The sequence below is a fragment of the Vibrio sp. Y20_XG_PY13 genome (genome assembly GCF_024181925.1).
In the GTDB taxonomy this organism is placed as follows: domain Bacteria; phylum Pseudomonadota; class Gammaproteobacteria; order Enterobacterales; family Vibrionaceae; genus Vibrio; species Vibrio parahaemolyticus.
Window position 1 is genome coordinate 1 of sequence record NZ_JAMZAL010000006.1, and the last position, 18,170, is coordinate 18,170.

The 18,170-nt window shown below is 46.6% G+C and carries 19 protein-coding genes; 14 read left to right on the forward strand and 5 right to left on the reverse strand.

Annotated elements, in window-relative coordinates; genetic code table 11:
• Positions 1-258: 258 nt before the first annotated feature.
• On the forward strand, positions 259-582 hold the full coding sequence (locus tag NL646_RS14905) for a hypothetical protein (protein WP_242507227.1): 324 nt from the start codon (positions 259-261) through the stop codon (positions 580-582).
• A gap of 435 nt (positions 583-1,017) precedes the next feature.
• Here NL646_RS14905 and NL646_RS14910 read toward each other — a convergent pair whose 3' ends face one another.
• The gene (locus NL646_RS14910) at positions 1,018-2,361 is read right to left on the reverse strand and encodes a sigma-54-dependent Fis family transcriptional regulator (RefSeq protein ID WP_029821934.1); all 1,344 of its coding nucleotides are present in this window, start codon (positions 2,359-2,361) and stop codon (positions 1,018-1,020) included.
• A 433-nt stretch (positions 2,362-2,794) separates the two neighbouring features.
• Here NL646_RS14910 and NL646_RS14915 point away from each other — a divergent pair, with 433 nt between their 5' ends.
• The 5 genes from NL646_RS14915 (at position 2,795) to NL646_RS14935 (ending at position 5,968) form a co-directional block, all read left to right on the forward strand.
• Positions 2,795-3,346: a BON domain-containing protein gene (locus NL646_RS14915; RefSeq protein ID WP_253664376.1), complete on the forward strand. Its 552-nt coding sequence runs from the start codon at positions 2,795-2,797 to the stop codon at positions 3,344-3,346.
• A gap of 44 nt (positions 3,347-3,390) precedes the next feature.
• On the forward strand, positions 3,391-3,567 hold the full coding sequence (locus NL646_RS14920; RefSeq protein ID WP_005478615.1) for a DUF1328 family protein: 177 nt from the start codon (positions 3,391-3,393) through the stop codon (positions 3,565-3,567).
• A gap of 8 nt (positions 3,568-3,575) precedes the next feature.
• On the forward strand, positions 3,576-3,773 hold the full coding sequence (locus tag NL646_RS14925) for a hypothetical protein (RefSeq protein ID WP_005466987.1): 198 nt from the start codon (positions 3,576-3,578) through the stop codon (positions 3,771-3,773).
• Between the two features lie 91 nt (positions 3,774-3,864).
• Complete coding sequence (locus NL646_RS14930) at positions 3,865-4,296, forward strand: hemerythrin domain-containing protein (RefSeq protein WP_005466989.1); 432 nt, start codon at positions 3,865-3,867, stop codon at positions 4,294-4,296.
• A 34-nt stretch (positions 4,297-4,330) separates the two neighbouring features.
• The gene (locus NL646_RS14935) at positions 4,331-5,968 is read left to right on the forward strand and encodes a diacylglycerol kinase family protein (RefSeq protein ID WP_031856617.1); all 1,638 of its coding nucleotides are present in this window, start codon (positions 4,331-4,333) and stop codon (positions 5,966-5,968) included.
• Between the two features lie 219 nt (positions 5,969-6,187).
• Here NL646_RS14935 and NL646_RS14940 read toward each other — a convergent pair whose 3' ends face one another.
• A complete protein-coding gene (locus NL646_RS14940) occupies positions 6,188-6,586 on the reverse strand; it encodes a hypothetical protein (protein WP_005466483.1) in 399 nt (132 codons plus the stop codon).
• 116 nt (positions 6,587-6,702) lie between these two features.
• Positions 6,703-7,134 carry a PA2169 family four-helix-bundle protein gene (locus tag NL646_RS14945; RefSeq protein ID WP_005466482.1) on the reverse strand — a complete coding sequence of 144 codons (432 nt, stop codon included), beginning with the start codon at positions 7,132-7,134 and terminating at the stop codon, positions 6,703-6,705.
• 445 nt (positions 7,135-7,579) lie between these two features.
• On the opposite strand from NL646_RS14945, the gene NL646_RS14950 reads away from it, so the two are divergent.
• From NL646_RS14950 to NL646_RS14965, 4 genes are read left to right on the forward strand one after another with little or no spacing between them, the layout of a single operon-like run.
• On the forward strand, positions 7,580-7,828 hold the full coding sequence (locus NL646_RS14950) for a hypothetical protein (protein WP_005466481.1): 249 nt from the start codon (positions 7,580-7,582) through the stop codon (positions 7,826-7,828).
• Between the two features lie 43 nt (positions 7,829-7,871).
• A complete protein-coding gene (locus NL646_RS14955) occupies positions 7,872-8,384 on the forward strand; it encodes a phage holin family protein (protein WP_140078678.1) in 513 nt (170 codons plus the stop codon).
• Complete coding sequence (locus NL646_RS14960; RefSeq protein WP_140078677.1) at positions 8,329-8,676, forward strand: hypothetical protein; 348 nt, start codon at positions 8,329-8,331, stop codon at positions 8,674-8,676. Before NL646_RS14955 ends, NL646_RS14960 begins: the two co-directional genes overlap by 56 nt.
• A gap of 12 nt (positions 8,677-8,688) precedes the next feature.
• A complete protein-coding gene (locus NL646_RS14965; protein ID WP_025501981.1) occupies positions 8,689-9,717 on the forward strand; it encodes an AI-2E family transporter in 1,029 nt (342 codons plus the stop codon).
• A 32-nt stretch (positions 9,718-9,749) separates the two neighbouring features.
• On the opposite strand, the gene NL646_RS14970 is transcribed toward NL646_RS14965, so the two are convergent.
• The gene (locus tag NL646_RS14970; protein ID WP_025793771.1) at positions 9,750-12,185 is read right to left on the reverse strand and encodes an EAL domain-containing protein; all 2,436 of its coding nucleotides are present in this window, start codon (positions 12,183-12,185) and stop codon (positions 9,750-9,752) included.
• 213 nt (positions 12,186-12,398) lie between these two features.
• A complete protein-coding gene (locus NL646_RS14975) occupies positions 12,399-13,307 on the reverse strand; it encodes a DMT family transporter (RefSeq protein WP_025535358.1) in 909 nt (302 codons plus the stop codon).
• A gap of 169 nt (positions 13,308-13,476) precedes the next feature.
• On the opposite strand from NL646_RS14975, the gene rmuC reads away from it, so the two are divergent.
• The 4 genes from rmuC to ubiB all read left to right on the forward strand — a co-directional run bounded on the left by rmuC (position 13,477) and on the right by ubiB (position 18,157).
• Positions 13,477-15,021: a DNA recombination protein RmuC gene (gene rmuC / locus NL646_RS14980; protein WP_005487477.1), complete on the forward strand. Its 1,545-nt coding sequence runs from the start codon at positions 13,477-13,479 to the stop codon at positions 15,019-15,021.
• Positions 15,022-15,099: 78 nt separating this feature from the next.
• On the forward strand, positions 15,100-15,879 hold the full coding sequence (ubiE, locus tag NL646_RS14985) for a bifunctional demethylmenaquinone methyltransferase/2-methoxy-6-polyprenyl-1,4-benzoquinol methylase UbiE (RefSeq protein WP_005456853.1): 780 nt from the start codon (positions 15,100-15,102) through the stop codon (positions 15,877-15,879).
• Positions 15,880-15,890: 11 nt separating this feature from the next.
• Complete coding sequence (locus NL646_RS14990) at positions 15,891-16,526, forward strand: SCP2 domain-containing protein (protein WP_005456848.1); 636 nt, start codon at positions 15,891-15,893, stop codon at positions 16,524-16,526.
• The gene (gene ubiB, locus NL646_RS14995; protein ID WP_005478626.1) at positions 16,523-18,157 is read left to right on the forward strand and encodes a ubiquinone biosynthesis regulatory protein kinase UbiB; all 1,635 of its coding nucleotides are present in this window, start codon (positions 16,523-16,525) and stop codon (positions 18,155-18,157) included. Before NL646_RS14990 ends, ubiB begins: the two co-directional genes overlap by 4 nt.
• Positions 18,158-18,170: the final 13 nt, after the last annotated feature.

The window sequence follows — 18,170 nt, forward strand, 5'->3', positions numbered from 1 at the left end:
CGGATCTCATCGTAGAACTGGGGCTAAAGTAAATTGGTCTCAATTAGACTCTGAATACATTAGCGCAAACCAACTCCGTTTTTTTGGATTTTCACTTGCAAAACGGGGCGTACCATACATTCTGTCCAGAACCTTCACATTTGGCACTTCGTAACACAGAAGTACCCCGAAGTTTGTTTCATCGCATTTGCTCTTACGGCAATCTAGGTGATTTTGCTATACTGCTACTAATATAAATCTCCTGCTAGGTTGTATGCGATGAGCAAGAAAAAGTTGACCAAAACAAAGCCAGATTGGATATCTTTCGCCGACGAAGTTGAACGGGTTACCGATGATTTCATGTCTGACCGAAATGAGGCTGGTTCAAATTTGGTGAATCGACATACCTTTGTTTCAGACCTCATGTCAGCTCTAGATAGTCTTCCTGACGGGGATATTGAGCTTTGCGATTTAGCAAATGAAATTGGTCGAGTCATTGCTAATTTGAACTCACCAAATAAGGTACTCTTACGTGAAGTAATTTATGGTGTTGAACATGGTTTTGACATGATTAGAAAAGAAAGCGGAACTTCGAATGAGTAAGCTTGATGAATGGGTCGACAACAATATGACATTAACCAGTATCACCATAATGGTTGTGGGCTTAACACTCGGATACATCCTTTTCTAGTATCAATTACTAAGGTTTCGAGGAAAACCTCAATTGTTGCAAATTCTGCAATAACTCCAATCTTCTAATTGTGCAACAGCCTGTTGCACAAATCAGTCAGAATCAAAGATGCCCAAAAATGTGTTTGGTAATGATCGGCGATTTCGTGATCACTAAGTGATTCTGTTCTACCATTATGGAATGGGTAGTAAATTCCGTTGTGGGCAAACTTTATTGTCTAAAAAACCTCTTACGGGCAAACTTTATTGTGTCTACACAGTAATCCAGCGCTGCATGCAAAGATAGAAAGAGACGATGAAAAAGAGCACTGAATTCAATTCAGTGCTCTTTTGCTATTTGCGGTGTGTTTACTCGTCTTGATACTTTTCGAGCTTGTTGTACAGCGTTTTAACGCTGATACCCAGCTCCTGAGCCGATTCCGTTTTGTTGCCTTGATTCTCTTCAAGCGTATTGAGAATAGCGGCTTTTTCCAGCTCTTCCAACGATACGCCAGCAGGCACCATATCTTCTAATCGGGTGCCAGTTTCTAGTGGCGGCGTATCGAAAATCAGATGTTCATCTTTAATAGTATCGTCAGCGAGAATGAACGCTCGCTCGATGGTGTGTTTGAGTTCTCGAACGTTGCCAGGCCAATCGTGCATGGCGATTTTTTGGATTGCCGAGTCGAGAATCGTCTTGGTTTTGGATTCGTTAGCGTTGCGGTGCGCAATAAAGTGTTTGGCTAATCCGACGATGTCTCCGCCACGTTCGCGCAATGGTGGAACGGTTAACGGGAAGTGCGATAGCCTGAAAAATAGGTCTTCACGTAGAAATTGTTCTTCGATCGCGACTTTAGGATCGCGGTTGGTCGCCGCGACGATGCGGGTATTGGCGATGTGGACGGTATTACTGCCCACTGGGCGGTATTCGCCAGTTTCTAGCACACGCAGCAGTTTCACTTGATGCTCGATCGGCATCTCCGTTATTTCATCCAAAAACAGCGTGCCGCCTTCCGCTTGCTTAAATACTCCTTGGTGAGTTTTGTTCGCGCCAGTAAATGCGCCTTTTTCGTGGCCAAACAGTTCGCTATCGACCAGTTCTGGGCTAATGGCACCACAGTTGATGGCAATAAAAGGTTGCTGCTTACGCTCGCTGGCGAGATGGATGGTTTGTGCCACAAGCTCTTTGCCTGAGCCACTTTCACCAACAATCAATACGTTGGCTTCGGTTTTTGCGACACGGCGGATCATGCGGTACAGCTGGTGCATCGGAGAAGATGAGCCAACTAGCAGACCAAACTGATCCAAATCGCTGGTGGCGACTTTACGTCCTTGCTCCTGCTTGTGTTGATAATACTGGCTCACTTCGGTCAGCGTATCAGACAGGATGGTGAGATCGACGGGTTTTCTGTAGTGAAAAATGGCACCTAGGTTCATCAGTTTATCGAGGTTCTCGTTAGGCGCGCCTGAACTGATGATGATTAAGTCCATGTCGTAAATGGCTTCGATATCGGAAAGTCGCTGGTAATCAGTGTGAGTGAAATGCGCCACTTCGACAATCGCGACATCCGGTTGAACGTCGACGAAGTGATCAATCCAATCATCGTCCGTTTCTGTGTCATACAAACGGAACTTATGTAATTCCTGACAAGAAGCGATAGCCTCTTTGAGGGCGGGGTCTTGTATTCTTAGAAACAGGCTTGGCAGTGACATAGAAATGTCCTCTTCACTATAACAGAAACAATGTACGTGTATTATTTAAGCTGTACAAGACAAAATATTGTCAAAGTCTGTTTAGAATCTGGTTGGTTATTAATATAGTGAGATCAACAGCAAACTATATATCTACATCGTTTTTCTTTCCTTATTTGTTGTGTGGAATTGTAATCCTTAGAAATTAATCTCACTTGATGGTTTTTGCGTACAAAAATAAACGAAAGGATGAGATGTTATTTCTTCTCTATTTATCTTTTCTTCTTCAATGATTAAAAATTACATTTCTTCTGTGTAAATTATTCACGAATGGTTTCTCTCTCATCTTAAATATAACGGCTGTTTTAAAATAAACGCTTTAAAAATAGTTACTTATAAAGTTGGCACATGCTTTGCTCTATTAGAACTGCAACGTCAATATAGGAGAATTACCATGAATAACATCGCAGCTAAAATTGTACTTACTTCAGTTCTTGCAACGTCATCTACCGCAGTATTAGCCAGTGATAAATGGGAAAAAGAATCCATGGACGCTTGGCTAGATGGTAAAGCAGAAACCACCTTACTGCTTAATAGCAACCTGAACTCTTTTGATATCAACACTGATGTTGAAAATCAGGTGGTTACGCTGACAGGTTCGATCAATAACGATTTGGAAAAGTCGCTGGCAGAAGAGTTGGTTTCAGGCCTTGATGGTGTGAAAAAAGTAAATAACGAGCTAACGGTAGTGAGTGAAAATAAACAAGATGCCGATTCTGATGCATTTGCTGCATTAACGGATTCAAAAATTACTACTATTGTGAAAACTCGTTTACTGATGGATACCAGCGTTAGTGGTACAGACATTGATGTCACCACAGAAAATAAAACCGTAACCTTAACCGGTAAAGTGAACTCAGATGCCGAGCACGATCTGGCATTATCGATTGCAAATAATACCAACGATGTAAATAAGGTTGTCGATAAAATTGAAGTTGTTCAGTAATAACTAATATTGAGCTTTCACTTTAAAAATAAGGAGACAACACCATGGTTCGTTGGATGTTTATTTTCCTTGCTTTGGCTCTCGTTTCAGCGGTGCTCGGATTTAGTGGTATTGCCGGTGCCGCCGCAGCTGTCGCGCAAGTGATATTTTATCTGTTCCTGTTGTCATTAATTGTATCAATAGTATTTGTGATACTTGGAAAGAAAAACGTAAATAGATAGGAGTTAGCATGCGAGTTACGTCATTTATTTATCGTATCGCCGCAGTATTTGGTTTGGTATTTGCTTTAGCGGCGTGTAGTGATGAAGGGCCAATGGAAAAAGCGGGCAAAAAATTGGATGAGACTGCGGAAGAAGCGCAAAACGCCATTGAAGATGGTTGTGAAAACCTTAAAGAGAATCTGAACGCGGAAGACAAAGATTGTTAAGCGTTCACCTCATCCACCAACAGCAAAAAAGGGCGGCGTGATAACCGCCCTTTGTTTTACCAACTATTCTTAATCCGATAAGGAGTCAGAGATGAAGAACATATTCGATGTGCTAAAAGAAAGTCATGAAAAACAGCGCCTTTTGCTGGATGCACTGATGGAAACATCCGGAGATTCCCCAACTCGTCGAGAGTTTTATCGCGACCTAAAGCACGAGCTTGAGCAACATGCCGCCGCTGAAGAGCGTTACTTTTATGCACCGCTGATTGAGAGCGATAAGACGATCGATATGACACGTCACGGTATTGCCGAGCACCACGCCATCGACAAAGTAATCGCTCAGTTGGATGACACCGCGTGGAGCTCGCCCGCTTGGCTTACGCACATGAAAACACTGCGCCACAAGGTACTGCATCATCTGGAAGAGGAAGAGCAACGCTTTTTCCAAATGGCAGGCAAGGTGATGTCCGATAAACAAAAACAGCAGTTGGCCAATGACTATATCGAAGAGATGGCCAGCTAAGCGTTATCCCATCGCTAAGGATTGAGGAGGTCGAATGTTCATCGTCAAATATTATCTACTTGGCGCGCTGGTTGCGTTGCTCGCTGCTATCTACATACCTCAAATCGTAGTGAGTTTACTGCTGCTTTGGGTTTCGCTTTCCTTAGCGTTAGTTAGTGCGGCTTACTTGTTTGATTTCCCATCCATCTTTAGAAAAAGCCAAGACGGAAAAATTGTCTGGTGGATTCGATGGGCATTCATTCCTTTCTTACTCGGGGCGAAAGCCTACAACGCCTGGGAGAGACGGCGCGATACTGTCCCTCCCATTCAGCAAGTCAGCGACAATCTTTATCTTTCTCGGCGCTTGTTCCCGAGCGATTTGGCGTTTCTCGACTCTCACGACATTTCCTGCATTGTTGATGTTACGGCGGAGTTCGCAGGTTTAGAAAGCGCCATGACTGACAAGCAATTCAACTACCTTTCTATTCCCGTTCTGGATCATAAAGCGCCGACTTTGGAGCGTTTACGTCATGCGATTAATTGGATTGATACCCAAATCGCCTGCGGGCGCTCTGTGGTTGTGCATTGCGCACTTGGGCGTGGCCGTTCGGTGTTTGTGGTGGCGGCTTATTTACTGAGTAAAGACCCATCGCTCTCGGTGGAATCGGTGATGCAGAAAATTAACCGCGTGCGCAGTACTGCAAGGCTCAATAATCTGCAAATCAAAACCCTGCGCGCGATCAGTGAGAAAGGCGTGCTAACACTCGATGAGCCGACCTGGATGGTGGTGAACCCTGTCGCGGGCGGTGGGAAATGGCTGCAATACGAACAACATGTGATTCGTGAGTTGACCAAAAAATATCGTCTCAGCATTCGCCAAACAGACGAAACCACCAGTGCAGAAAGCCTCGCACTGCAAGCTAAACAAAGTGGTGTGAATCAGGTGATTGTCTCTGGTGGCGATGGCACGGTGACTGAAGTGGCGAGCCAGTTGGTCGGCACTGACATCAAGCTCGGCATCATACCGTTGGGCACGGCGAATGCGCTGTGCCATGTGCTGTATGGCATCGGCGTGAAGTTATCACCGGTGGAAAAAGCGTGTGAAGCCATTCTCGCAGGTCATTGCCAACGCATAGACACCGCAGAATGTAATCAGCGTTTGATTCTGTTGGTGCTGGGTATTGGCTTGGAACAGAAGATGATTGAACACGCGCATCGTGAAGAGAAAAATGCTTTTGGGCAACTGGCGTATTTAACGGGCTTTTTTAACGCTGTTATTTCCGAAGAGGTGCAAACTCTGCAAGTAACCCTCGAAGGGCAGGCGGCGAGTGAACAAGGATGGGAGAGTCAGGAGATGGAGGTGCACAGCTTCGTCGTTGCCAACATCGCGCCATTTAGTACCGTGTTAGCGCAAGGTGGCGGCGCGCCGCAGCCAGATGATGGGAAACTGCACATTACCTACCTTGATAACACTCAGTCGCTGGGTGGACGCCTAGTGGCGTTGTCGGATCTAACATTAACCAGCGTCGGTGCGCAGGATGAGTCGAATCTGTTTCAGTACGCGAGCGCGACAGGGGTAACGATTACTGCGGATAAGCCGATTGACTACGTCATCGACGGTGAGCTCTATTCTGACCGTCGTTTAGAGATCAAGATTCGTCCTCAGTCGCTTAATGTGTTTGTTCCCAGTTAACGCCGATGAAGACGACTGCGAATAGAGTCGAATACAAACAACGACGCAAAAAACGTATCACTTGTGATGCGTTTTTTTATGTCGAACGTCGACTAATGATGGATGCGAATAGATGCAGAAAGTAAGTAAAGTCTGTGTTGGTCGATGCGTAGAATAGACAAAGCAACAGATAGAAGGGCAAAAATAGAGAAGGCCAACGAAGGAAAAAGGTGAGCAGAGCTACTCACCTTGGGGTAAATGTTTTTCCAGCTCGTCGTTTTCGACTTGTAACGCCGCCACCCAGTACGAGATCAGCGCTGTTAAGTTGGCATCATCCAACTCTCGGAGGAGCTGTTTTAACTCACTCAGTAATTGCGCATTCATAAAATGCATCTCTTTATAATTACCGAGAGTAGCAATTCCCGTTTTGTTGGCGTGTTCTGCGATAAAGTCGTCGCCATTTTGATCAAAAAATAGATCGACCATTTTTTTGATCATCACTTTTTCTATTTTAACGAACCGATAGGCTGATCGAGCAATATTCATATGTGAATGAGGATCGACAAGCGGTAAACACGTTTGGCGATGGTGCGCCATTTTAATGAGTAATTCCCTTACTCGCGTATTATTCAATGTCATACTGACCTCTTTTTCAGTATTTCAGCATTATGCTTTGGTATGTGTGAATATTCATCAATGGTTCTGAATAAGAATGGCCAATAATGTTGACCATTCTTTTTAGGGTTATTTATCGATTAGCTGATCAGGCTAATATTGCTGAGTTTTTCTTTACAGCTTTTGATGTCACTGCGCACTTTGAGTAGCACGGCGTTATCTGCTTGCTCTGGCTGCGCGGTGATGACGTTTTCGATCTCTTTCAATACCTTACTTTCCACGCCTTCGAGCTGTTCCAAGTACATCGATTCTTTGTCTGACGATACTTCTTTCATGACGTCACTGTATACTTCGCGTGCCTTGATAGTGTAAGACACGGGCGTGTCGTCGGCAGTTTGAGGATTCGCAATCGCATAAGGTTTCAACTCTAATGCGGCGTGTTCTCGTACATGAACCAGATCCTGCAATACATGGTTTAGCGATGTGTTGTCGATGTTATCAATCGCTTTCTTGTAAATATCATTACCGCTGTGAATAAGCTCAATGATTGAGGCGATGTTTTCATTTCTCATATCTTCTCCTTTATTTTACTGCGGTTACTTTATTGCAGTGCTTAAGCGCAACTTATATTGCGATACCTTAGCCATTAAATATGAACAATATTTTTCATGTAGCATTTTATATCTAGCATTTTGTATGCCATGAATATTGAGTGTGAGAGATGCCAGATAATATAAGGAGTAAGCATGGAGGTGGTTATTAATTGCGCGTGATTGCTTGTTGGGAATAAGAAAAAATTACAAATAAGAATCCATTCAAAGGAAATAATTACAGGTCATTTTGCAATGGCTGAAGATATTTTGATTCTATTTCAATAAAAACAATGACTTATTAATTTGGCACAGTAATCGCAATACCACTCACGAGGAAACAAAAAGAATTCACTTTTATCAGATTACTTCTCAGCGGAATCACAACCGTTTAATCCAAGGTAATCTCAATCAACGGAGGCTAGTTATGGCTAATACAAAAGAAAGCGCAGTTAAACCTCAAGAGCAATTTGAAGAAGCGTATCACCTTGCAGAGCAAGCCACTTCAGAAGCGGTTGGCGCCATGAAAGAACATGCCAAAGAGAAGCTGGAAGTCGGCGCAGAGAACATTCAGCAAGCGACCAAATCCGCAGAAAACGTCATTAAAGAGCGCCCGCTGTTGAGTATCGGTTGTGCATTCCTGGCAGGTTGGGCGGTCTCTAAGCTCATCAAATAAGCCTGTTCCTTACATTTCGCTCTAATCATGAAGGAAGAGTTTTATGAATGACTCCGAGCATACCATCAATGAGCGCCAAGGCTCGGCTACTGTAGACAGTAGCCGAGCCCTAAATGGGGCTAAAAATCAGGAAGTTGAACAAGCCATTAATGGGCTACGAGCCATTTTGTCGCAGATTGACGATCTTTCGACGTCACTGCGAACGTGGTCGGGCTCGACGTTGGATTTGTTTTTGCTAGAGATGAAAGTCAACGTGGCGGCTGCGCGCCAAATCGTGATGTTCAGCATCATTTTTACGCTGCTGTCGGTGCTGTTTATCTTCAGTGTGTGTTTGGCTGCGGGTGTAGTGACGTACCAATTTACCGCTCAACTACTGCTGAGTGTTGGCGTGTTTATTGTGTCGTTAGGTCTAGCGTTAGTTGGGTTAGCGTGGTGGCAGAAGCGGCTGACGCACTTCCTTGGTTTCAAAAATACAACCGACCAATTGCAGGAGGGCTGGCATGCGTTCTCTAACCAAACTCGACCGAGCCATGCAGATAAAACGCATCGAGGGTAAAGCGGCTTTGGAGCAATGCTTGCTGGATAAGCAAACCCTCAAATTTACCTCGAACCGATTCGTGCAAGAAAACCCGTGGATAGCGCTTGGGCTGAGCGCTTTTGCCGCGATTGCTGTTGCGAAAGCTGGGCGGCTTTCTCGCGTCACGTCATCTCTCTCCTCCATCAGTTTGCTGCTCAATGGCGCGATGGATTTGAGTGGTCAGCTAGCCAAATCTTCTTCATCGTCTGCTGCATCCTCAAAAGAAGCAGGTGAAGAAGCGGCTCAACCATCCGACTTACCACCTCATTAGTAGAGGACGCGCATGAATGGAAAATTAAACCTTCCCATCAATACCGTGATTGGTGTGTCTCTGCTGGTGTTATTGCTTGTTCCAGCACTCTACTTCGCCAAACCGGTGCTGTTACCTATGGTGATAAGTACGTTCGTGGCACTGCTGTTTAGCCCGCTGATCAATTATTTTGAAGATAAAGGCCTGCCACGCACGATAACCGTGGTGGTGACGTTGACGTTATTGGTGAGTGTTTCAATACTCGGTTTAGCGGCGATATCAGAACCCGCGAAACAATGGTGGGCTGAGTTGCCAAGCATCGTCCAAAACGTTTCGCAAGAAGTGAATGAAGTGACCAAAGCGTCGTCAGAGCACATGAACGCGCCGCTTGAGCTTGCCAGTGACATGAACATTGACGAGATGGGCAACAACACGGTGTTTTCTCTGCTGAAAGCGCTCGCGACCACCACACCAACGCTGTTAACTCAGGCGATGATTGTGCTGTTTATGGTGTATTTCATGCTTAATCATGGTCGAAGTCTGTTTCGTAAATCGGTATCGCGTTTGCGTGGTTTTTCGAAACAACGTCAGGCGGTGGAGTTGGTGCAGGCTCTGCAGAAAGATTTATCGCGCTACATCGGCACCATTACTTTGGTCAATGCGGGTTTAGGCTTGTGTGTTGGATTGGTGTTTTTTGTCCTCGGCCTTGAAGACCCATTTCTATGGGGGGCGTTTGCGGGGGTAATGAATTTCGCGCCGTATTTGGGACCAGTGATTTCGATGGTGAGCTTTGGTTTTGTCGCGTATTTGCAGCTAGATTCGGTCAGTTTTATGCTGACAGTGGTATCGATATATCTGTTGCTGAATTTAATCGAGAGTCAGTTTGTCACCCCAACTTTGCTAGGGAGGCGGTTTAACCTCAACCCGTTAGTCATCTTTATGTGGCTGGTCTTTTGGGGTTGGTTGTGGGGCGGAATGGGGCTGTTGATTGGCGTGCCGCTGTTGGTGTGCATCAACATTTTAGCGGATCGTTTGGCGCTTTGCGGTTCGACGAACATCTAACCGCAAAGTTGCCAGTGTATTGAACGTTGTGCTTAGTTAAATAACTTTTCCGCCGCAACGGGTGGGCTGAATAAATATCCCTGACCGTAGATACAACCTTTGTCGACCAAGTAAGCCACTTGTTCTGGCGTTTCGATGCCTTCTGCCACGACTTTGAGTGAAAGCGTAGTGCCCATCGCAATGATGGCGTTAACAATGGCGTTGCTGTCGTTGTCGTTAGGCACATCACTGACAAACGAGCGGTCGATTTTCAGTTTGTTGATTGGCAAACCTTTGAGGTACGACAGCGAAGAATAGCCTGTGCCGAAGTCATCCAACGAAATCTCGATTCCGAGTTCACACAGCTGATTTAGCGATGCGATGGCCAGTTTTGGATCGATAAGCAAAAAGCTTTCGGTAATTTCCAGCTCCAAGCGATGCGCCGGGAATCCCGTTTCACGAAGGATGGTTTTGAGCTTGTTGATGAAGCGTGACTGTTGCAGTTGAAGTGCCGATACATTGACTGCAATTTTGCCAAATTGAACGCCTCTCGCCAGCCAGCCAGTCCCTTGTAAACAGGCGTCTTTGAGTACCCATTCGCCGATGCTTTGAATCAAGCCCGTCTTCTCTGCGATAGGAATAAAATCCGCAGGTGGCACTAAGCCAAATTCTGGGTGTTCCCAACGCACCAAGGCTTCCACACCAATAATTGCGTTTTGCGCGAGGTTGTATTGCGGCTGATACACCAAATGCAGTTGTTCTTTTTCTATCGCTTCATGCAGCGCAGATTGAATACGGACGTGCGATACCGATTTGTCAGTTAAATCCGGAGAGTAGAACGCGTAGCCGTTACGGCCATTTTTCTTCGCCAGATACATTGCGGTGTCGGCGTTTTTTAGCAGCGTTTCACTGTCTTGACCGTCGTTCGGGTAGAGTGCGATACCGATGCTGGTGGAGATCCGCAGCGAATCGTGATTTGCCAGATCGAACGGGCGGCGGAACACACCCAAAATCGAGCTTAACGTTTCGAGTAACGGAGAATCGCCGTCAATGTCTGGCAGTACGATGACAAATTCATCGCCACCGATGCGAGCCACATGCGCGTTCAGGTGCAAAATGTCTTGCAGGCGAACCGCCAGTTTCGACAACAGTTGATCACCGCAGAAATGGCCCATGCTGTCGTTAATGTGCTTAAAGTGGTCGATATCAAGAAACAACGTAGCAAAAGGTTGTTCCATCTCGATGTGCTGTTCCAGCAAGCTGATCAAATGGGTTCGGTTGGGCAAGTTGGTTAGCGGATCATAAAACGCCATGCGTTGCAGTTTCTCTTCGTGCGCTTTGCGCACTGAGATGTCCTCAAACACACAGATGTAGTTAATTAGGTGGTTTTTGTCATCCATTACCGCGCTAATAGTGGCTAATTGCGGGTAAATGCTGCCATCACGTTTGCGGTTGATAAACTCGCCTTTCCATTGACCTTTGGTTTCAAGTTGCTGCCAAAGTTGTTGGTAAAAAGCATCATCATGGTGCCCAGAGCGGAGAATGTTCGGGTTCTTCCCAATCACTTCTTCGGCGCTGAATCCGGTGATCTGCGAGAACGCGTTGTTGACATCAATGATATTGGCATTGCTGTCGGTAATGACCATACCTTCTTGCGAGTTGTTGAAGATTTTCGACGCCAACGACAATTGCGTTTCCACCATCTTGCGACGGGTAATGTTGCGCGTCATGCCCAAAATGCCGATCAGGTCACCGGCCTGATTTCGTACCGGTGATTTGATGGTTTCCAGCCAAGTTGGGTTGTTGTTTTCATCAATTTGGCGACACTCTTCAACGATGTTCTGTGTGCCAGTAGCGACCACTAATCGGTCGGCATCAATGAATTTTTCCGCGCGCTCGGCGCTGAAAAGGTCAAAGTCGTTCTTCCCGACAATGTCATCGTTAGACTTTTTCCACGCCTGTTCCACGCTGCGGTTAGTCATGGCGTACAGACCATCGGTGGTTTTGATCCAGATGTGGTCATCCAGACAATCGATGAATTCTTGCAGCGTTGGTAGTGGCTTGTTGGCGTGTGAGTGATGACGTTTGAGCTCTTGATGATAATGTTGACTAACATCAAAACTGATGCGGCCTGCCAGTGCGCTCAGCCACGCAGAAACGGTTTGCTTTTGCTGCGTTGAGTGCGTCAACGTCACAACGGCAAACAGCTCCTCATTCGGTAGCCATACTGGGCAAAGGCTCAGGTTTTCATCATCAAATTGTGAGCAAACTACGTCAAAGTGCGGCGCGGAAAATTGCGCGCAGTTTTGCTCAATCATCGCCACGATGGCGCGGTGATTTTGTGGCGAGGTGGATACCTCACTGGATAGCCATTGTTTGGTGTAGCTCAGGGTATAAAGTTGTCCCTGAGCTTGAGTGGCATCACAGCATTGCTGCAGAGCGTGTTGCCAGTCAGTCATCAACGGTGAAGGAATAGCGAAGCGAAACATAATTAGTAAAGTATCCTGAAGTGCCCACAAATATTTATAGGAATGTCGCCGCGTTTAGCGGCTGGGCTTTGGTTATATCGTATCCAACGCTTGAACAATTCCAAGCGACTGAAGGCACTTTCGATCAATAAAATGTTAGCGAGCTCTCTTTTTTATCCAACTCGTTTCATTTCTCCGTTTTCATATTGTCCTAGGTTTTTCGGGAATGACCAACTATTGCGATGCGTTCGCCGCCTTGGCTTTTTTACCCCAAGTCACCTGCTGGATGACCAAACCACTGATGATTAAGACAAGTCCAATCAACGTCGATGGGTGGATTTGTTCACCAATAATGGTGGCCAGTAACATCAACGAGATAAATGGCGAAGCAAATATCAGGTTGCTGATGCGCGCCGTGTTTTGGGTTAGCTTCAAGGCGCTCAACCACAGCACAAACGTCACTCCCATCTCAAACAAGCCGACGTATGTCACCGCCGCCCAGCCTTTGATGGAGATAGATTGCCAGCTTGCACCTTCGTACCAACTCAACGCGATAGTGAATGGGATGGCGACCAAAAAGCCCAGCAAAACACCCACCACCGGATCAGCTTTGTTTTTGGTGTTGAGAATCCAGTAACCCGCCCAAAGTAACGTCGACAGCAGTGCCAAGCCAACGCCAAGCGGACTCTCAAACTGCATGCCAAGCACATTGCCTTGCGTTGCAATCACGATCACGCCGAGGTAACTGAATCCACACGCTATCCAATCTTTGCCACGAATCTTTTGCCCCAAAAACACCGCTGCCATCAGGGTGAGCGTAATGGCCCAGCTGTAGTTGATGGCCTGCGCTTGAGAAGCGGGCAGCAAATCGTACGCTTTAAATAGGATCAAGTAATACGCCAACGGGTTGATCAAACCAAGCAGCAAGTAGTACCAAGGATTAGAGAGAAAAGTAGCACTTAGCTGGTTTAATTTACCTTGCACACCGCACACAATCGTAAGCGCGATGGCAGAAACCATACTGGCGATACACAGCATTTGGATCGGCGTAAATTCCGCTAATGTCAGTTTAAATGCGGTTGCAACCGTTGACCAAAGTAATACTGCTGAGAGCCCAAATCCTAGGGCACGACGCTCGTTCATGATGCCTCTGTGTGATGATGTGCCGCTCTTTGCTGAAAGAGTGAGCGGGATTGAGTATGTTGTACGGAGTGCCTAGTGTATGCGAGGATTTTTCATCCAACAAACTGGACATTTATCCAGTGTCTAAATACCATTGATAAAGATATAAAACATAGGCTAACTCGCTATTATGCAATGGATTCTTGAGCATCAATCTCTCATTCTTTCTTCTCTTTTTGCCGCGACAGCGAGCGGTGTCGCCGTGGGTTGGTGGGTAAAGCAGCGCTTTATTACCCAGACTCAACTACTCGAACAGCAGTTGGTGTCAGAAAAACAGCTTCACCAACAACAGCTTGAACAAGTAAAGCAAAGCCTTGCCGATGCGCAGCAAGAGTTGGATGAACTCGACAACGAGCGCGATAAAGCGGCCTTTGAAGTGCGCCAATCGCACGGCAAGTTGATGGCGGCCATGGAGAAATTGCGTTACTTCGAAGCCGTCAAACAAGAACGTCAGCAGTATTTTGATGAGCTGGGCCAAATGCGTGAACAAAAATCCCGTTTGGAAACGCAGCTTCGTGAGCAGCAGGCACGCCACGAACAAATGAATCAGGCTAATGCGGAAAAACTGCAAATTTTAGAGCAGGCCGAAGTGCGTCTGAAACAACAGTTTGAGCACCTTGCCAATCAACTGTTTGAAGAGAAAACCGCGAAAGTCGATTTGCAAAACCGTCAAAGTTTAGAAGGGTTGTTGTCACCGTTAAAAGAGCAGTTAGAAGGTTTCAAAAAGCAAGTCAACGATAGCTTTAGCCAAGAAGCTAAAGAGCGTCATACGCTGGTGCATGAGCTGAAAAATCTGCAACGCCTCAATGAACAAATGACTCGAGAAGCCGTGAACCTGACCCAAGCGCTCAAAGGTGATAACAAACAGCAAGGTAACTGGGGTGAAGTGGTGTTGGCGCGTGTTTTAGCTGAATCGGGACTGCGCGAAGGGCACGAGTACGAAACGCAAGTGAACCTACAGAGCGAAGCAGGCAAGCGTTACCAACCGGATGTGATTGTGCATTTGCCACAAAACAAGCAAGTGGTGGTCGATTCGAAAATGGCATTGGTGGCGTACGAGCGCTACTTTAATGCCGAAACGGATGCTGAACGCGACCGCGCGTTAAGTGCTCACCTCACCGCACTGCGTGCGCACATCAAAGGTTTGAGCATGAAGGATTACCACAAGCTCAAAGGCATCCAAAGTCTCGATTATGTTCTGATGTTTATACCGGTAGAGCCGGCGTTTCAAGTGGCGATTCAAGCCGACCCAAGCTTGATCAAAGACGCGATGGAGCAAAACATCATCTTGGTTAGCCCAACCACGTTGCTGGTGGCATTGCGCACCATCGACAATTTATGGCGCAACGAACGTCAGAATGAAAACGCCAAACTGATCGCCCAGCGCGCCACCAAACTGTACGACAAGCTGCGTTTATTCATCGATGACATGGAAGGGTTGGGCGGCGCATTAGACCGAGCGAACCAAACCTATCAAGGCGCTATGAACAAGCTGGCAACAGGCCGTGGCAACGTGATTCGTCAAGCAGAAAGCTTTAGACAGTTGGGGGTTGAAATCAAACGACCGATTTCTTCTGACCTTGCGCAGTTGGCGCAAAGTGATGCATTTTCAGAAAATGAATCACCAAATGAATCGTTAGTAGAAAGACATCCGGCTGAGGATAAAGTAAACTAATCGCCCGCAGTACAGAGGGCGACTTTCATTGTCAGCAAACGCCCTGTAGTGAACAAGTGCTGCCCAAGAGGAATTAGAATGACGGACACAAGCTTGCAATCCAATACAGCGTTAGAGAACGAAACGACCCACTTTGGTTTCACCACAGTGGCGAAAGAAGAAAAAGTGACCAAAGTTGCCGAAGTTTTCCACTCAGTGGCAGCGAAATACGACATCATGAACGACCTGATGTCAGGTGGTATTCACCGCCTTTGGAAGCGTTTTACGATCGATTGCAGTGGCGCTCGTCCTGGTCAGCGCATTCTGGATCTAGGTGGTGGTACGGGTGACCTAACCGCGAAATTCTCGCGTATTGTGGGTGACCAAGGCCACGTTGTTCTGGCAGATATTAACAACTCAATGCTGAATGTTGGCCGCGACAAACTGCGCGATAACGGCATTGTGGGTAATGTACACTACGTACAAGCTAACGCAGAAGAACTGCCTTTCCCAGATGATTACTTCGATGTGATCACCATCAGCTTCTGTCTTCGTAACGTAACCGACAAAGACAAAGCACTGCGTTCAATGTTCCGCGTCCTCAAGCCAGGTGGTCGTCTATTGGTTTTAGAATTCTCTAAACCAGTTCTCGAACCACTATCAAAAGTGTACGACGCGTACTCATTCCACCTATTGCCAAAAATGGGCGAATTGGTCGCGAATGACGCAGAAAGCTACCGCTACCTTGCTGAATCTATTCGCATGCACCCAGACCAAGAAACACTGGAAGGCATGATGCAAGACGCTGGCTTCGAAAACACCAAATACTACAACCTAACGGGTGGTATTGTGGCGTTGCACCGCGGTTACAAATTCTAAGGGTTAACGGCATGCCATTTGAACCTCTTATCACTGCTGTCATTGAAACTTCGCTGAACACACTGATTAAAGACGATCCTGCATTGGGTCGTCGTTTAGCGCGTCTCAAGGGCCAAGTTATCCAAGTTCACCTCAAAGAAATCGACAAGACGCTGACGTTTGTTTTCAGTCAGCAGATTGATGTGCTGGGTAACTACGAAGGTCAGCCTGACTGCTATCTCTCGTTGAACTTGAGCGTGCTGCCTGAGCTGCGTGACCAAGCCAACATCACTCGCTTGATTAAGCAAGACAAGCTTGAACTTGAAGGTGATATTCAACTGGCGCAGAAATTTTCTCAGTTGATGACCGATTGCAAACCGGACATTGAAGAGTGGTTATCTCGCGTAACAGGCGATGTGGTTGCACACACTTTGGTACAAGGCACCAAAAACGTGGGTGGTTTCTTCGTTTCTCAAGCGGAAAAACATCAGCGTCACCTTGCTCAAGTGGTCACAGAAGAGTGGAAATTGGCACCCGCACCATTGGAAGTCGCGTATTTTTGCGATCAAGTGGATGAGGTACGCAGCCAAGCTTCTCGCGTTGAAGCGCGTCTCAATGCTCTATTGAGCAAAGTTGGTTCGGATAAGCCAGCGCTGGAGAAACCATGACGCCAGCAGAATTAAAGCGCTTATACCACATCATCAAAGTGCAGCTGGAATACGGCTTGGATGAGTTGTTGCCCGATCATCAACTGACCAAAGCGCCATTATTGATGCGCAAGAGCCTATTCTGGATTAAGAACCAACACCCAGAAAAACCGCTTGGCGAACGCTTACGTCTTGCGCTGCAAGAACTTGGCCCAGTGTGGATTAAGTTCGGTCAGATGATGTCAACGCGCCGCGACTTATTTCCTCCGCATATCGCCGATCCACTGGCGCTGTTGCAAGACCAAGTTGCACCGTTTGACGGCGAGTTGGCCAAGCAGCAGATGGAAAAAGCGTTAGGTGGGCCGTTAGAGAACTGGTTTACCGAGTTTGACATCAAACCGCTGGCGTCAGCGTCCATCGCACAGGTGCATACTGCGCGATTAAAAGACACTAACCAAGAAGTGGTATTAAAGGTTATCCGTCCAGATATTCGCCCGGTCATTGATTCAGATCTAAAACTGATGCACCGAATGGCGCGTATAGTCGCCGGAGCGATGCCTGAAGCACGTCGTTTAAAACCCGTTGAAGTCGTACGCGAGTACGAAAAAACCTTGCTCGACGAGCTCGATTTACGTCGTGAAGCGGCGAATGCCATTCAACTGCGTCGTAACTTCGAAGGCAGCGAAGAATTGTATGTTCCTGAAGTTTTTCCTGACTTCAGTAATGAAACTGTCATGGTTTCTGAGCGAATATATGGCATCCAAGTCTCTGATATTGAAGGCTTGGAAGCAAATGGCACCAATATGAAGTTGCTGGCAGAACGTGGTGTGAGTGTGTTCTTCACTCAGGTGTTCCGAGACAGTTTCTTTCATGCCGATATGCATCCCGGGAATGTGTTCGTTAAACCTGAACACCCAGAGAACCCAATGTGGATCGGGCTAGATTGCGGGATCGTTGGTACACTTAATAGTGAAGACAAGCGTTATCTGGCGGAAAACTTCCTCGCGTTTTTCAATCGTGACTATCGCCGAGTGGCGGAGTTGCACGTTGATTCAGGCTGGGTTCCGGCAGATACCAATGTTGATGAATTTGAGTTCGCGATTCGCATTGTGTGTGAGCCAATTTTTGCTAAGCCACTGTGTGAAATCTCCTTTGGCCATGTGCTGTTGAACCTGTTCAACACCGCACGTCGCTTTAATATGGAAGTGCAACCTCAATTAGTGCTGCTGCAAAAAACACTGCTGTACGTTGAGGGGCTTGGTAGACAATTATATCCGCAGCTCGATTTGTGGGAGACCGCAAAGCCATTCCTTGAAGAATGGATGATGAATCAAGTGGGCCCGCAAGCTTTGGTCAACTCAATCAAAGATCGCGCGCCATTTTGGGCGGAGAAATTGCCGGAACTGCCGGAGCTACTTTACGATAGCCTCAAACAGGGTAAAGCGATGAACCAGCGTATGGATCTGCTTTATCAAGGTTATCGCCAAAGTAAGCGCCAGCAGGCGACAGGAAAGTTTTTATTTGGCGTTGGCGCCACTTTAGTCGTATGCTCGGCAATATTGGTGGATAACGCTTATGAGCAGCTTTCGATGGCCAGCGGTATCGCAGGTGTCACATTTTGGCTGCTTAGTTGGCGAGCTTATCGTCAATAGACGTTAAACTCTT

Bases quoted from the DNA above. Each gene is read 5' to 3' on its own strand.
- NL646_RS14905 (WP_242507227.1), top strand. From the start codon at position 259: ATGAGCAAGAAAAAGTTGACCAAAACAAAGCCAGATTGGATATCTTTC.
- NL646_RS14910 (WP_029821934.1), bottom strand. From the start codon at position 2,361: ATGTCACTGCCAAGCCTGTTTCTAAGAATACAAGACCCCGCCCTCAAA.
- NL646_RS14915 (WP_253664376.1), top strand. From the start codon at position 2,795: ATGAATAACATCGCAGCTAAAATTGTACTTACTTCAGTTCTTGCAACG.
- NL646_RS14920 (WP_005478615.1), top strand. From the start codon at position 3,391: ATGGTTCGTTGGATGTTTATTTTCCTTGCTTTGGCTCTCGTTTCAGCG.
- NL646_RS14925 (WP_005466987.1), top strand. From the start codon at position 3,576: ATGCGAGTTACGTCATTTATTTATCGTATCGCCGCAGTATTTGGTTTG.
- NL646_RS14930 (WP_005466989.1), top strand. From the start codon at position 3,865: ATGAAGAACATATTCGATGTGCTAAAAGAAAGTCATGAAAAACAGCGC.
- NL646_RS14935 (WP_031856617.1), top strand. From the start codon at position 4,331: ATGTTCATCGTCAAATATTATCTACTTGGCGCGCTGGTTGCGTTGCTC.
- NL646_RS14940 (WP_005466483.1), bottom strand. From the start codon at position 6,586: ATGACATTGAATAATACGCGAGTAAGGGAATTACTCATTAAAATGGCG.
- NL646_RS14945 (WP_005466482.1), bottom strand. From the start codon at position 7,134: ATGAGAAATGAAAACATCGCCTCAATCATTGAGCTTATTCACAGCGGT.
- NL646_RS14950 (WP_005466481.1), top strand. From the start codon at position 7,580: ATGGCTAATACAAAAGAAAGCGCAGTTAAACCTCAAGAGCAATTTGAA.
- NL646_RS14955 (WP_140078678.1), top strand. From the start codon at position 7,872: ATGAATGACTCCGAGCATACCATCAATGAGCGCCAAGGCTCGGCTACT.
- NL646_RS14960 (WP_140078677.1), top strand. From the start codon at position 8,329: ATGCGTTCTCTAACCAAACTCGACCGAGCCATGCAGATAAAACGCATC.
- NL646_RS14965 (WP_025501981.1), top strand. From the start codon at position 8,689: ATGAATGGAAAATTAAACCTTCCCATCAATACCGTGATTGGTGTGTCT.
- NL646_RS14970 (WP_025793771.1), bottom strand. From the start codon at position 12,185: ATGTTTCGCTTCGCTATTCCTTCACCGTTGATGACTGACTGGCAACAC.
- NL646_RS14975 (WP_025535358.1), bottom strand. From the start codon at position 13,307: ATGAACGAGCGTCGTGCCCTAGGATTTGGGCTCTCAGCAGTATTACTT.
- rmuC (WP_005487477.1), top strand. From the start codon at position 13,477: ATGCAATGGATTCTTGAGCATCAATCTCTCATTCTTTCTTCTCTTTTT.
- ubiE (WP_005456853.1), top strand. From the start codon at position 15,100: ATGACGGACACAAGCTTGCAATCCAATACAGCGTTAGAGAACGAAACG.
- NL646_RS14990 (WP_005456848.1), top strand. From the start codon at position 15,891: ATGCCATTTGAACCTCTTATCACTGCTGTCATTGAAACTTCGCTGAAC.
- ubiB (WP_005478626.1), top strand. From the start codon at position 16,523: ATGACGCCAGCAGAATTAAAGCGCTTATACCACATCATCAAAGTGCAG.